We start from the raw sequence: 13,037 nt of genomic DNA on the forward strand, positions 1-13,037 counted from the left end.
TTGCCGCGCGCCTCGCCTGCAACTCGGCAAAAAAGCCTGTACCATTGCCGGTTTCACAATCGCCAACCAGATCACCCGCTGTAAGGCCCCGAATGTCTGATCTTTCCGCACACACACCGATGATGCAGCAGTACTGGAAGCTGAAAAACCAGCACCCGGACCAGCTGATGTTCTACCGCATGGGCGACTTCTACGAGATCTTCTACGAAGATGCGAAGAAAGCCGCGAAGCTGCTGGACATCACCCTGACCGCGCGCGGTCAGTCGGCCGGCCAGTCGATCCCCATGTGCGGGATTCCGTTCCATTCGCTGGAGGGCTATCTGGCCAAGCTGGTCAAGCTTGGCGAGTCGGTGGTGATCTGCGAGCAGATCGGCGACCCGGCCACCAGCAAGGGCCCGGTGGAACGCCAGGTGGTGCGCATCATCACCCCCGGCACGGTCAGTGACGAGGCCCTGCTCGACGAGCGCCGCGACAACCTGATTGCCGCCCTGCTCGGCGACGAACGCCTGTTCGGCCTGGCGGTACTGGACATCACCAGCGGCAACTTCAGCGTCCAGGAGATCAAAGGTTGGGAAAACCTGCTGGCCGAGCTCGAGCGCCTGAACCCGGTAGAGCTGCTGATCCCCGACGACTGGCCACGCGACCTGCCCGCCGAGAAACGCCCGGGCGCCCGTCGGCGCGCGCCGTGGGACTTCGACCGCGATTCGGCGCGCAAAGCCTTGTGCCAGCAGTTCGCGACCAAGGACCTCAAGGGCTTTGGCTGTGACAAACTGACCCTGGCCATCGGTGCCGCCGGTTGCCTGTTGACCTACGCCAAGGAAACCCAGCGCACGGCCCTGCCGCACCTGCGCAGCCTGCGCCACGAGCGCCTGGACGACACGGTGATCCTCGACGGCGCCAGCCGCCGCAACCTGGAGCTGGACATCAACCTGGCCGGTGGCCGCGACAACACCCTGCAATCGGTGATCGACCGCTGCCAGACCGCCATGGCCAGCCGCCTCTTGACGCGCTGGCTGAACCGCCCGCTGCGCGACCTCAAAGTGCTGCAGGCACGCCAGGACTCGATCCGCTGCCTGCTCGACGGCTACCGCTTCGAAAAGCTGCAGCCGCAGCTCAAGGAAATCGGCGATATCGAGCGCATCCTCGCCCGTATCGGCCTGCGCAATGCCCGACCGCGAGACCTGGCGCGCCTGCGCGATGCTCTCGGTGCCTTGCCCGAGCTGCAGAACGCCATGAGCGAACTGGAAGCACCGCACCTGGCACGCCTGGCCGCCATCACCGGCACCTACCCGGAGCTGGCCAGCCTGCTGGAACGTGCGATCATCGACAACCCGCCAGCGGTCATCCGTGATGGAGGCGTGCTCAAGGCCGGCTACGACAGCGAGCTGGACGAGCTGCTGGCGATCAGCGAGAACGCCGGGCAATTCCTCATCGACCTGGAAACCCGCGAGAAGGCTCGCACCGGCCTTGCCAACCTCAAGGTCGGCTACAACCGTGTGCACGGCTACTTCATCGAGCTGCCGACCAAGCAGGCCGAGCAGGCACCGGGCGACTACATCCGCCGCCAGACCCTCAAAGGCGCCGAGCGTTTCATCACGCCCGAACTCAAGGCCTTCGAGGACAAGGCGCTATCGGCCAAGAGCCGTGCCCTGGCGCGCGAAAAGATGCTCTACGACGCGCTGCTGGAAACCCTGATCAGCCACCTGGCTCCACTGCAGGACAGCGCCGCCGCGCTGGCCGAAGTCGACGTGCTGAGCAACCTTGCCGAACGTGCGCTGAACCTCGACCTGAACTGCCCGCGCTTCACCGACGAGCCGTGCCTGCGCATCGAGCAAGGCCGCCACCCGGTGGTCGAGCAGGTGCTGACCACGCCGTTCGTGGCCAACGACCTGAGCCTGGACAACAGCACGCGCATGTTGATCATCACCGGCCCGAACATGGGTGGTAAGTCCACCTACATGCGCCAGACCGCCCTGATCGTGCTGATGGCGCACATCGGCAGTTTCGTTCCGGCCGCCCGCTGCGAGCTGTCACTGGTCGATCGCATTTTCACCCGTATCGGCTCCAGCGACGACCTGGCCGGTGGCCGTTCGACGTTCATGGTCGAGATGAGCGAAACCGCCAACATCCTGCACAACGCCACCGACCGCAGCCTGGTGCTGATGGACGAAGTCGGCCGCGGCACCAGCACTTTCGACGGCCTGTCACTGGCCTGGGCTGCAGCCGAGCGCCTGGCCGAGCTGCGTGCCTACACCCTGTTCGCCACCCACTACTTCGAGCTGACCGTGCTGCCGGAGAGTGAACCGCTGGTGGCCAACGTGCACCTGAATGCCACCGAGCACAACGAGCGTATCGTCTTCCTGCACCACGTGCTGCCTGGCCCGGCCAGTCAGAGCTACGGCCTGGCCGTGGCGCAGCTGGCGGGCGTGCCGGCGCCAGTGATCCTGCGCGCACGCGAGCATTTGGGCCGGCTGGAAACCACCAGCCTGCCCCATGAAGCCCCGCTGAGCAAAAAGGCCAAGGACGAGCCGCAAGTCCCACACCAGAGCGACCTGTTCGCCAGCCTGCCACACCCGGCCATCGAGAAGCTGGGCAAGCTGGACCTGGACGACATGACCCCGCGTCAAGCTATCGAAACGCTATATCAACTAAAGAACCTGTTATAACGGCGCCCACTACAAGCTGGTAGAATCCGCCGCGGTTTGCTGGTGCTGCAGGCTATTAGCCTGGCCTGCAGCCACATGCCCGTAAACCGCGCGGCCCTGAGAGGAAGGGCCGCCGCCGTCGCCTGAGGAGAGAACTAGAAATGACCTTCGTCGTCACCGACAACTGCATCAAATGCAAATACACCGACTGCGTGGAAGTCTGTCCGGTGGACTGCTTCTACGAAGGCCCGAACTTCCTGGTGATTCACCCGGACGAGTGCATCGACTGTGCACTGTGCGAGCCTGAATGCCCGGCCCAGGCGATCTTCTCTGAAGACGAGATCCCCGCAGGCATGGAAAACTTCATCGAGCTCAACGCCGAGCTGGCAGAAATCTGGCCAAACATCACCGAGCGTAAGGACGCCCTGCCCGACGCAGAAGAATGGGATGGCAAGCCTGGCAAGATTGCCGATCTGGAGCGCTAAGCGCCCGGACACGAAAAAGGCCCGCAACGGGCCTTTTTTCATTTTCTGCGGGCAAAAAAAAGGGGCGGTTTGACCCGCCCACATTTTTTCCGTAGTCCCTGCTTGTCCCAAACATCATCCTGATGAAATCGCTTCTTGCGATGTCCCTGGCCTTCTCCCTGAAAGCCTGTGCATGTCCATGTGCACAGTTCGAATACTAGCGAGTTCCCCAAGCCGGGCAACTGCCAGATATCTCAGGATGTTACTGGGGACACATTTCCACATAGACAAAAAATTCATCACTTTCAGATGGTTACGAAAAAATCTAATCTGAAAGCGGCTTTCATCTACTGGTAGTTTCACTGATGGCTTACATAAAGAGTAAGCAAAGGCTTACACGCCATGCATCAAGGGTAGCGCCGTACATATTGCTCGGCTCCGGATTACTGCCAGCCTGTTCCTAGAGCTTCACAGGTAAACCCGCTTCCCAAAGGGAGTGCGAGACCTGAAGACTGTGCAAAACCAGTGGGAGCGGGTTTACCCGCGAAGAGGCCGGAACAGGCTGGTTCAATCTTGAATACAAAAACGCCCCGAGGTGATCGGGGCGCTTCAGATGCGGTGAAACCTGTCTTACTGGAACAGCGACTCGCTGGACAACCCGTTCTTCTCAAGGATCTCCCGCAGGCGCTTAAGCCCTTCCACCTGAATCTGCCGCACGCGTTCGCGGGTCAGGCCGATCTCCAGGCCAACATCTTCGAGGGTGCTGCTCTCATGCCCACGCAGGCCGAAGCGGCGTACCACCACCTCACGCTGCTTGTCGGTCAGCTCACCCAACCACTGATCGATGCTTTGCGACAGGTCGTCATCCTGCAGCAATTCGCATGGATCGGTCGGGCGGTCGTCGGTCAGCGTATCGAGCAGGGTCTTGTCCGAGTCCGGGCCGAGCGACACGTCCACCGAGGACACCCGCTCGTTCAGGCCCAGCATGCGCTTGACCTCGGCGACCGGCTTTTCCAGCAGAGTGGCGATTTCTTCAGGCGAAGGCTCGTGGTCGAGCTTCTGGGTCAGTTCCCGCGCGGCACGCAGGTAGACGTTGAGCTCCTTGACCACGTGGATCGGCAGGCGGATGGTGCGGGTCTGGTTCATGATCGCCCGCTCGATGGTCTGGCGGATCCACCAGGTCGCGTAGGTCGAAAAGCGGAAGCCCCGCTCCGGGTCGAACTTCTCCACCGCGCGGATCAGGCCCAGGTTGCCCTCCTCGATCAGGTCGAGCAGTGACAGGCCACGGTTGACGTAACGGCGGGCGATTTTCACCACGAGGCGCAGGTTGCTTTCGATCATGCGCTTGCGGCCGGCAGGGTCACCCTTTTGCGACAGGCGCGCAAAGTGCACTTCTTCTTCCGGCGAAAGCAGAGGCGAGAATCCGATCTCGTTGAGATACAGCTGGGTGGCATCGAGCGCCCGGCTGTAATCGATGTACTTGTGTTGCTTGAGCGAAGAGCCCGATTTCGCTCTGGTCCGAACCGAAGGTACAGCAGGTTCGTCTGACACCACATCCGTTTCCAAAACGATGCCCGTCTCCATGAGGAGGACGTCATCGTCGATGTCAAACTCCGGCGCTTCTTTACTGAGAGCCATTGTTATAGTCCTTTGCTGAGTTCGAACTCAGACTCTTGCGGCGCCTGTCTCCCTGGCATCGCAGGAGCCTGTCCCCTCTACATCCAAGGAACAGGCCGGGGTACAACGATCAACGGCGTGGCAGGAACTGGAGCGGATCGACGGGTTTGCCCTGGCGGCGAATCTCGAAATGCAGCTTCACCCGATCTGTGCCCGTAGACCCCATTTCAGCAATCGACTGCCCTGCTTTGACCTGCTGCCCCTCCCGAACCAACAGCCTGCGGTTGTGACCGTAGGCACTGACGTAGGTGTCGCTGTGCTTGATGATGATCAGTTCGCCGTAGCCCCTCAAGCCACTCCCGGCGTAGACCACCGTACCATCAGACGCAGCAAAAACAGGCTGTCCCAAATCACCGGCGATATCAATGCCTTTATTCAAACTACCGTTTGAAGCGAATTTTCCAATCAGCACGCCATTGGCTGGCCACGTCCAGTTCCCCACCGCACGCTCTGCGGCGGGCACCGTGGTAACCACCGGAGCAGGCGTGGCGGGGGTTGTTGGCGTCGACTTTCCGCCGTTCCCGGCGGGGCTGACAGGTGTCCCGGCAGGGCGACGAATGACCGTTGTCCGGCTCGATGAGGACGGGCTGGAGACCACGGTACTGCTGCCGGAGGCGCCACTGCTGAAACGAATGGCCTGGCCCGGGCGAATGGTGTAAGGCGCAGCAATGCCGTTACGTGCCGCCAGCTCCTTGTAGTCCCAACCATAGCGGAAGGCGATGGAGAACAGCGTATCGCCAGGCTTGACGACGTACTGCCCCGACGTCACTGCCGGCCGCTTGGGCGCTGCAGCGTTTCGATCGACCACGCGCGCACCGCTGGAACTGCTGCTGGTGCTGGAGCAACCTGTCAGCAAGGTGCCCATGGCCAGTGCAATCAGCAGAAGCTTGAAAGCCGACCGATCCTTGCGCTGCCGAATGACTGTGTGCCCCACCCGCGCTCCCCTCATGGTGCCGAAAATCGATAAGACGAAAAGAAATGCAATATTGTTGCAATTATAACCAAGCCACACGGCATTGGCAGGGCTCTGGCCCCGCCAGATAGACAGGGCCGTGCCGCAAGAATTCGTTGCTGCTGCAAATATTCCCGGCGCTTCAGGCCAGCGGGCCGTTGAGCAGCGGCACGAACCGGACCGCGCCCAGGACGCGACGGGAGAAACCGTGCTCTTCGCGCACGATCAGCATCAACTGCTGCACCTCACCTGCCTGGCCTACCGGGATCACCATGCGCCCGCCCGGCGCCAGCTGATCGAGCAGCGCCTGCGGCACTTCCGCCGCCACCGCCGTGACGATGATGCCATTGTAGGGCGCCAACGCCTGCCAGCCGTCACAGCCATCCCCCCAGCGAAACACCACGTTACGCAGGTTGAGTTCGACCAGGCGCTCCTTGGCCCGATCCTGCAGCACCTTGATCCGTTCCACCGAGAACACCCGCTCGACCAGTTGGGCAAGGATCGCGGTCTGGTAGCCGGAACCGGTGCCGATCTCCAGCACCTTGTCCAACGGCCCGGCTTCCAGCAGCAGCTCGCTCATGTGCGCCACCATGAACGGCTGGGAGATGGTCTGGTTGTGCCCGATCGGCAGCGCCGTGTCTTCATATGCCCGATGCGCCAGCGCCTCGTCGACGAACAGATGGCGCGGGGTACGGCGAATCACCTCGAGCACCTTAGCGTTCGACACGCCTTCCTCGTAGAGGCGCTGGATCAGCCGCTCGCGGGTGCGCTGAGAGGTCATGCCGATACCGCCACGGCGCTGCAGATCGTCCTGTTCACGCATCAGAGCAGGCCCTCCAGCCAGCCGTCGAGCTGTTCGAAGGCATCGTTGAACGTGCGGTCCAGCTGCAAGGGCGTAATCGACACATAGCCTTGCATGACCGCATGGAAATCGGTGCCAGGCCCGCCGTCCTCGGCGTCGCCGGCCACGGCGATCCAGTAGCCTTCCTTGCCGCGCGGGTTGACGACCTTGGTCGGTGCCGCCGCCCGCGCCCGATGGCCGAGGCGGGTGAGCTGGATGCCGCGGATGTGCTCCAGCGGCAGATTGGGGATGTTGACGTTGAGCACGGTGCGCGGCGGCAATTGCAGGCGCGGCAGTGCCTCGACCAGGCGCCGGGCGATGTGGGCAGCCGTCGGCAGGTTGTCGGGCTGGCGCGACAACAGCGAGAACGCCAGCGAGGTGCCGCCCAGGAAGCGGCCCTCCAGCGCGGCGGCCACCGTGCCGGAATAGATCACGTCATCACCCAGGTTGGCCCCCAGGTTGATGCCCGAAACCACCAGATCAACCGGCTCGGGCAACAACCCATTGAGCCCCAGGTGCACACAGTCGGTCGGCGTGCCGTTGAGGCTGATGAAGCCGTTGGCCAGGGTCTGCGGGTGCAGCGGCCGGTCCAGCGTCAGCGAACTGCCGGCGCCGCTCTTGTCTTGATCCGGGGCGATCACCACACACTCGGCATAATCCGCCAGCGCACCGTGGAGCGCGGCGAGGCCAGGTGCCGTAACACCGTCGTCATTCGAAATCAGAATACGCATGGGCTGTCCGTCTGCCCTGCCGGCACCAGATCGACGAGTTCGCGCACCACCACGGTGGCGAAGCATCCGGCCGGAAGGACGAATTCCAGTTGCAGGATATCAGGCTCGGGATAATGCCACGTCAGGCCGCCAATAGGGAGCCGCAGGATGCGCCGTTCGTGACTCATGCCCGCATATGCCAGCCATTGGCATAGCGCCAGGTGCTGCTCGCCGATCGCCGCTTCCAGCTCGAAAGTCGCACCGGTTGCGGGCGACGGCCCTTCACCCCACATCGGGCCGGTGGGATGCAAATCAAGGATTCCCAGGCGAGGATCAGAACATTCCTGCTCGCCCGCCGGAAAGAAACTACGGCTGTCGGTGAACGCCAACAGATCCCCGACCTGAGCGCGCTGCCAGCTGCCATCGGCGACTCGCGCCGCCAGCACCTGGTTGAACACGTAGCTGCGTGCTGCCGAAAGCAGGCGCGAACGCACGTTGCGCTGCTCTGGCAGGGCCTTGCGCGATGCCCAGTCCCGAGCATCGTGGACATTGCCACCGCCGTAGCCGAAACGCTGGCTGCCAAAGTAGTTCGGTACGCCCTGCACCCTGAGCTGTTGCAGGCGTGCATCAAGGGCCTGATGGTCGGCTGCCAGGGCGGTCAGGCGCAGGGTGAAGCCGTTCGCCGAATGAGCGCCGCGCTGCAGCTTGCGCTGGTGGCGCACTTGCTTCAATACGCGCAGGCTGTCGTCTTCGGCACGCGACAGGTCCGGGTCGGCCTTGCCCGGCAGGTGCAGGCTGAACCACTGGCGGGTCAGGGCCTGGCGGTCCTTGAGGCCGGCATAGCTGATGGCACGTACCGGTACGCCAGCAGCACGGGCCAGGCGGCGCGCGGCTTCTTCGGTGTTGAGGTCACGCTTCTCTACCCACAGCCACAGGTGCTCGCCCTGGCCGGACAGCGGTATGTCCAGCACCTCGTCGACCTGGAAGTCTTCGGCGACGGCTTTGAGCACTGCGCTGCCCAATGATTCACCCGACGCGCGCGGGCCCAGCAGGTCCAGTTCGGTCATGCTGGCAGCAGCAGGGCGACCGCATGCACAGCGATGCCCTCCTCGCGACCGGTGAAACCCAGCTTCTCGGTGGTGGTGGCCTTGACGTTGACCTGGTCGAGTTCGACCTGCAGGTCTTCGGCAATCAACTGGCGCATGGTTTCGATATGCGGAGCCATTTTCGGCGCCTGGGCGACGATGGTGGCGTCGACATTGCCGACCTTCCAGCCCTTGGCCTTGACGATAGCGACCACATGACGCAGCAACACGCGGCTGTCGGCGCCCTTGAATTGGGGGTCGGTATCCGGGAAGTGCTTGCCGATGTCGCCCAGCGCCGCAGCACCGAGCAAGGCATCGCTCAAGGCGTGCAACAGCACATCACCGTCGGAATGGGCCAGGAGGCCGTATTTGTGAGGGATACGCACCCCACCCAGGGTAATGAAATCACCGTCGCAGAAACGGTGCACATCGTAGCCGTGGCCAATACGCATAGAAAAACGCCCTGATTGAGTCAGGGCGTGATTCTACCCGCTTTGCAGGTGGTTGGGCGGCTTTTGGACCAGGCTGTTACACCCGCCCCAATGCCATCGCATGATGGCGCAGGTGCTCATCGATGAAGCTGGCGATGAAGTAGTAGCTGTGGTCATAACCAGGCTGCAGGCGCAGGGTCAGCGCATGTCCGCCTTTGCGTGCGGCCTGCTCCAGCGTTTCAGGCTTGAGCTGCTTCTCGAGGAAGTCATCACGGTCGCCCTGGTCCACCAGCAACGGCGGGCACTCGCCTGCAGCGGTTTCCGCCAGCAGCACACTGGCATCCCATTCGCGCCAGCGCGCGCGGTCTTCGCCCAGGTAGCGGCTGAAGGCCTTCTCGCCCCACGGGCAGTCCATCGGGTTGCTGATCGGCGAGAACGCCGACACCGAACGATAGCGCCCTGGGTTGCGCAAGGCACACACCAGCGCGCCATGGCCCCCCATGGAGTGGCCACTGATGCTGCGCTGGTCGGACGCCGGGAAGTGCGCCTCGATCAGTGCCGGCAGCTCCTGCACGACATAGTCGTGCATGCGGTAATGCTGCGCCCAAGGCTGCTGGGTGGCATTGAGGTAGAACCCTGCGCCGAGACCGAAGTCCCACGCACCATCAGGGTCGCCCGGCACCTGCTCGCCACGCGGGCTGGTGTCGGGGGCGACGATGATCAGGCCGAGCTCGGCAGCCAGGCGCTGGGCGCCGGCCTTCTGCATGAAGTTCTCGTCGGTGCAGGTGAGGCCGCTGAGCCAGTACAGCACCGGCAGCTTCTCGCCCTGCTCGGCCTGCGGCGGCAGGTAGACGGCGAACACCATGTCGCAGCCCAGCACCCTGGAGTGATGCCGGTAACGCTTGTGCCAGCCGCCGAAGCTCTTCTGGCAGGAGATGTTATCCAGGCTCATGGCTCACCTCAGAAGTGGATCACGCTGCGGATGCTCTTGCCTTCGTGCATCAGGTCGAAGGCCTTGTTGATGTCCTCCAGGCCCATGGTGTGGGTGATGAAGGTATCCAGCGGGATTTCGCCCTTCTCGGACATTTCCACGTAGCTTGGCAGCTCGCTGCGGCCACGCACGCCTCCGAATGCCGAACCCCGCCAGACGCGCCCGGTCACCAGCTGGAACGGACGGGTGGCGATTTCCTGGCCGGCACCGGCGACACCGATGATCACCGACTCGCCCCAGCCCTTGTGGCAGCATTCCAGGGCCGCGCGCATCAGTTGCACGTTGCCGATGCACTCGAACGAGAAGTCCACACCGCCGTCGGTGAGGTCGACGATCACTTCCTGGATCGGGCGGTCGTAGTCTTTCGGGTTGATGCAGTCGGTGGCACCCAGTTGGCGGGCGATCTCGAACTTGGCCGGGTTGATATCGATGGCGATGATGCGCGAGGCCTTGGCCTTGACTGCGCCGATCACTGCCGACAGGCCGATGCCGCCGAGGCCGAAGATGGCCACGGTGTCACCGGGCTTGACCTTGGCGGTGTTGAGCACTGCGCCGATCCCGGTGGTGACGCCACAGCCGAGCAGGCAGACCTTCTCCAGCGGGGCTTCCTTCTGGATCTTGGCCACGGAAATTTCCGGCAGCACGGTGTACTCGGAGAAGGTCGAGGTGCCCATGTAGTGGAACAGCTGCTGGCCTTTGTACGAGAAGCGAGTGGTGCCGTCCGGCATCAGGCCCTTGCCCTGGGTGGCACGGATGGCCTGGCACAGGTTGGTCTTGCCCGAGAGGCAGAACTTGCACTTGCCGCATTCCGGCGTGTACAGCGGGATCACGTGATCGCCCACCGCCACCGAGGTCACGCCCTCGCCCACCGCTTCGACGATCGCACCGCCTTCATGACCCAGGATCGACGGGAAGATGCCTTCCGGGTCAGCGCCGGACAAGGTGTAGGCGTCGGTGTGGCAAACACCGCTGGCGACCACGCGCAGCAGCACTTCGCCGGCCTTGGGCATGGCCACGTCGACTTCGACAATTTCCAGGGGTTTCTTGGCCTCGAAGGCAACGGCAGCACGGGACTTGATCATCACAGGGTCTCCAGACAGAGGATCGGTTCAGTCCCGCAGTGTAATCCAGGCGCTTTTAGTGAATAATCCAGGCAAAGCCAAAACATTATTGCCATTCAGGGATAATCCATGAGCAGCCGTTGGGAAGGCATCGACGAATTCGTCGCCGTGGCCGAGTCGGGCCAGTTCACGGCGGCAGCCGAGCGCCTGGGCGTGTCGTCGTCGCACATCAGCCGGCAGATCGCCCGCCTGGAAGAACGCCTGCAGACCCGCTTGCTGTACCGCAGTACTCGTCGGGTAGCCCTGAGTGAAGCCGGGCAGACCTTTTTGCAGCATTGCCAGCGCCTGCAGGACGGCCGCGAGGAAGCGCTGCGCGCCATGGGCGACTTGGCCAGCGAACCCAAGGGGCTGCTGCGCATGACCTGTGCGGTAGCCTATGGTGAGCGTTTTATCGTGCCGCTGGTGACGCGTTTCATGGCGCTGTATCCGCAACTGCGGGTCGAAGTGGAACTGAGCAACCGCACCCTCGACCTGCTGCACGAAGGCATGGACCTGGCGATCCGCCTCGGCCGCCTGGCAGACTCACGGCTGGTGGCCACGCGCCTTGCACCGCGGCGCATGTACCTGTGCGCGTCGCCAGCGTACCTGGAGCGTTACGGGCGGCCGCACAGCCTGTCGGAACTGGCCCGGCACAATTGCCTGATCGGCAGTTCCGACCTGTGGGCCTTGCAGCAGGATGGCCGCGAGATCAGCCAGCGGGTGCAAGGCAACTGGCGCTGCAACAGCGGCCAGGCAGTGCTGGATGCGGCGCTGCTGGGGATGGGGTTGTGTCAGTTGCCCGACTATTACGTGCTCGAGCATCTGAACAGTGGGGCGCTGGTGTCGTTGCTGGAGGGGCATCAGCCGCCGAATACGGCGGTGTGGGCGCTGTATCCGCAGCAGCGGCACCTGTCGCCTAAAGTCAGACGGCTAGTGGATTATCTCAAGGAAGGGTTGGCCGGGTTGCCTGAGTACCGGCATGGCTGATGCGTTGGCCTTGTTTACCCGCGAAAAAGCCGGCAAGGCATACGCCGATCAGCGCCGCCCGGCCCAGCGCTGGCGCAGCCATTCCAGGTCTTCCGGCCGGGTCACCTTGATGTTGTCGCTGCGCCCTTCGACCAGCCGCGGCGCCTGCCCCGACCATTCGATGGCCGAAGCTTCATCGGTCACCACCACATCGGAAACCAGGCTTTCGGCCAAGGCCCGATGCAGCGCCCCCAAACGGAACATCTGCGGCGTGTAAGCCTGCCAGATGGTACTGCGATCGACCGTCGCGGCAACCCGCCCATGGGCATCGGCGCGCTTGAGGGTATCGCGTGCCGGCACCGCCAGCAGGCCGCCGACCGGATCATCGGCCAGTTCCGACAGCAGCTTGTCGAGGTCGCTGCGCGCAAGGTTCGGCCGTGCCGCATCGTGCACCAGCACCCAGTCGTCGTCCGAAGCCCCTTGGGCATGCAACAGCAGCAAGGCACTGAGCACCGAGTCGGCGCGCTCGTCACCACCCGCTGCGCGCTGGATGCGCGGGTCGTTGGCGCAGCGCAGGCCCGGCCAGTACGGATCGTGTTCGGCAATGCTGACCACCACGCCCTTGAGCGAGGGGTGGCCAAGAAAACAGTCGAGGCTGTGCTCGAGAAGGGTCTGCCCCGCCAGCTCCAGATATTGCTTAGGGCGGTCGGCAGCCATGCGGGCACCGACGCCCGCAGCAGGAATCACGACCCAGAAGGCCGGCAGTGTTTCAGTCATTTTTGCGGCAACTGGAAGAGGGTTTCGCCCTCTTTGACCATTCCCAGTTCATGACGAGCCCGCTCTTCGACGGTCTCCATACCTTTCTTCAACTCCATCACCTCGGCATCGAGCACACGGTTACGCTCCAGCAGCCGTTCGTTCTCGGCATGCTGTTCGTCGATCTGCTGCTTGAGCTCGGCCACTTGCGCCAGGCTGCCGTTACCCACCCAAAGGCGGTACTGCAGGCCACCGAGCAGCAGGAGCAGGACAAGGAACAACCAATAGGGACTGCGCATCAAGGTATCCAGGTTAAAGACCGCCGCACACGGGCGTCATATAGCACGAAGCCTGGCCGAGGCCAGGCTTCGTTGACAGAAACCCGCATGAAGCGTCAGAAATTTCACTATGAAACTTCC

General features: G+C 63.2%; 13 protein-coding genes. 3 read left to right on the plus strand and 10 right to left on the minus strand.

Annotated elements, in window-relative coordinates; genetic code table 11:
* The first annotated feature begins 92 nt into the window (after positions 1 to 92).
* Positions 93 to 2,666 carry a DNA mismatch repair protein MutS gene (mutS, locus tag L6D64_RS25445; RefSeq protein ID WP_176506543.1) on the plus strand — a complete coding sequence of 858 codons (2,574 nt, stop codon included), beginning with the start codon at positions 93 to 95 and terminating at the stop codon, positions 2,664 to 2,666.
* A 140-nt stretch (positions 2,667 to 2,806) separates the two neighbouring features.
* Positions 2,807 to 3,130, plus strand: a complete 324-nt coding sequence (gene fdxA / locus L6D64_RS25450; protein WP_176506544.1) for a ferredoxin FdxA — start codon at positions 2,807 to 2,809, stop codon at positions 3,128 to 3,130.
* A 609-nt stretch (positions 3,131 to 3,739) separates the two neighbouring features.
* On the opposite strand, the gene rpoS is transcribed toward fdxA, so the two are convergent.
* From rpoS to L6D64_RS25490, 8 genes are all read right to left on the minus strand, one after another.
* A complete protein-coding gene (gene rpoS, locus L6D64_RS25455; RefSeq protein ID WP_016392283.1) occupies positions 3,740 to 4,747 on the minus strand; it encodes an RNA polymerase sigma factor RpoS in 1,008 nt (335 codons plus the stop codon).
* A gap of 109 nt (positions 4,748 to 4,856) precedes the next feature.
* Positions 4,857 to 5,720: a peptidoglycan DD-metalloendopeptidase family protein gene (locus L6D64_RS25460; RefSeq protein WP_176506619.1), complete on the minus strand. Its 864-nt coding sequence runs from the start codon at positions 5,718 to 5,720 to the stop codon at positions 4,857 to 4,859.
* A 160-nt stretch (positions 5,721 to 5,880) separates the two neighbouring features.
* Positions 5,881 to 6,519, minus strand: a complete 639-nt coding sequence (locus L6D64_RS25465; RefSeq protein WP_176506620.1) for a protein-L-isoaspartate(D-aspartate) O-methyltransferase — start codon at positions 6,517 to 6,519, stop codon at positions 5,881 to 5,883.
* Between the two features lie 41 nt (positions 6,520 to 6,560).
* The gene (gene surE / locus L6D64_RS25470; protein WP_110639791.1) at positions 6,561 to 7,310 is read right to left on the minus strand and encodes a 5'/3'-nucleotidase SurE; all 750 of its coding nucleotides are present in this window, start codon (positions 7,308 to 7,310) and stop codon (positions 6,561 to 6,563) included.
* Complete coding sequence (gene truD, locus L6D64_RS25475) at positions 7,298 to 8,356, minus strand: tRNA pseudouridine(13) synthase TruD (RefSeq protein ID WP_176506545.1); 1,059 nt, start codon at positions 8,354 to 8,356, stop codon at positions 7,298 to 7,300. Before truD ends, surE begins: the two co-directional genes overlap by 13 nt.
* The gene (gene ispF / locus L6D64_RS25480; RefSeq protein ID WP_054885354.1) at positions 8,353 to 8,826 is read right to left on the minus strand and encodes a 2-C-methyl-D-erythritol 2,4-cyclodiphosphate synthase; all 474 of its coding nucleotides are present in this window, start codon (positions 8,824 to 8,826) and stop codon (positions 8,353 to 8,355) included. The genes truD and ispF overlap by 4 nt, the downstream gene beginning before the upstream one ends.
* Before the next feature lie 76 nt (positions 8,827 to 8,902).
* Positions 8,903 to 9,757 (minus strand): S-formylglutathione hydrolase, encoded by an 855-nt coding sequence (gene fghA / locus L6D64_RS25485; protein WP_176506546.1) that lies wholly within the window; start codon positions 9,755 to 9,757, stop codon positions 8,903 to 8,905.
* Positions 9,758 to 9,765: 8 nt separating this feature from the next.
* The gene (locus tag L6D64_RS25490) at positions 9,766 to 10,878 is read right to left on the minus strand and encodes an S-(hydroxymethyl)glutathione dehydrogenase/class III alcohol dehydrogenase (protein ID WP_016712915.1); all 1,113 of its coding nucleotides are present in this window, start codon (positions 10,876 to 10,878) and stop codon (positions 9,766 to 9,768) included.
* Between the two features lie 108 nt (positions 10,879 to 10,986).
* Here L6D64_RS25490 and L6D64_RS25495 point away from each other — a divergent pair, with 108 nt between their 5' ends.
* Positions 10,987 to 11,883, plus strand: a complete 897-nt coding sequence (locus tag L6D64_RS25495) for a LysR substrate-binding domain-containing protein (RefSeq protein WP_054885357.1) — start codon at positions 10,987 to 10,989, stop codon at positions 11,881 to 11,883.
* Between the two features lie 48 nt (positions 11,884 to 11,931).
* Here the strand turns inward: L6D64_RS25495 and ispD are convergent, their stop codons facing one another.
* Both ispD and ftsB read right to left on the minus strand, forming a co-directional pair.
* Positions 11,932 to 12,639: a 2-C-methyl-D-erythritol 4-phosphate cytidylyltransferase gene (gene ispD, locus L6D64_RS25500; RefSeq protein ID WP_176506547.1), complete on the minus strand. Its 708-nt coding sequence runs from the start codon at positions 12,637 to 12,639 to the stop codon at positions 11,932 to 11,934.
* Positions 12,636 to 12,917, minus strand: coding sequence for a cell division protein FtsB (gene ftsB, locus L6D64_RS25505; protein ID WP_054885359.1), 282 nt, complete (start codon positions 12,915 to 12,917; stop codon positions 12,636 to 12,638). Before ftsB ends, ispD begins: the two co-directional genes overlap by 4 nt.
* Positions 12,918 to 13,037 lie beyond the last annotated feature (120 nt).

The organism is Pseudomonas urethralis, from assembly GCF_021602465.1.
Classification (GTDB): domain Bacteria; phylum Pseudomonadota; class Gammaproteobacteria; order Pseudomonadales; family Pseudomonadaceae; genus Aquipseudomonas; species Aquipseudomonas vlassakiae.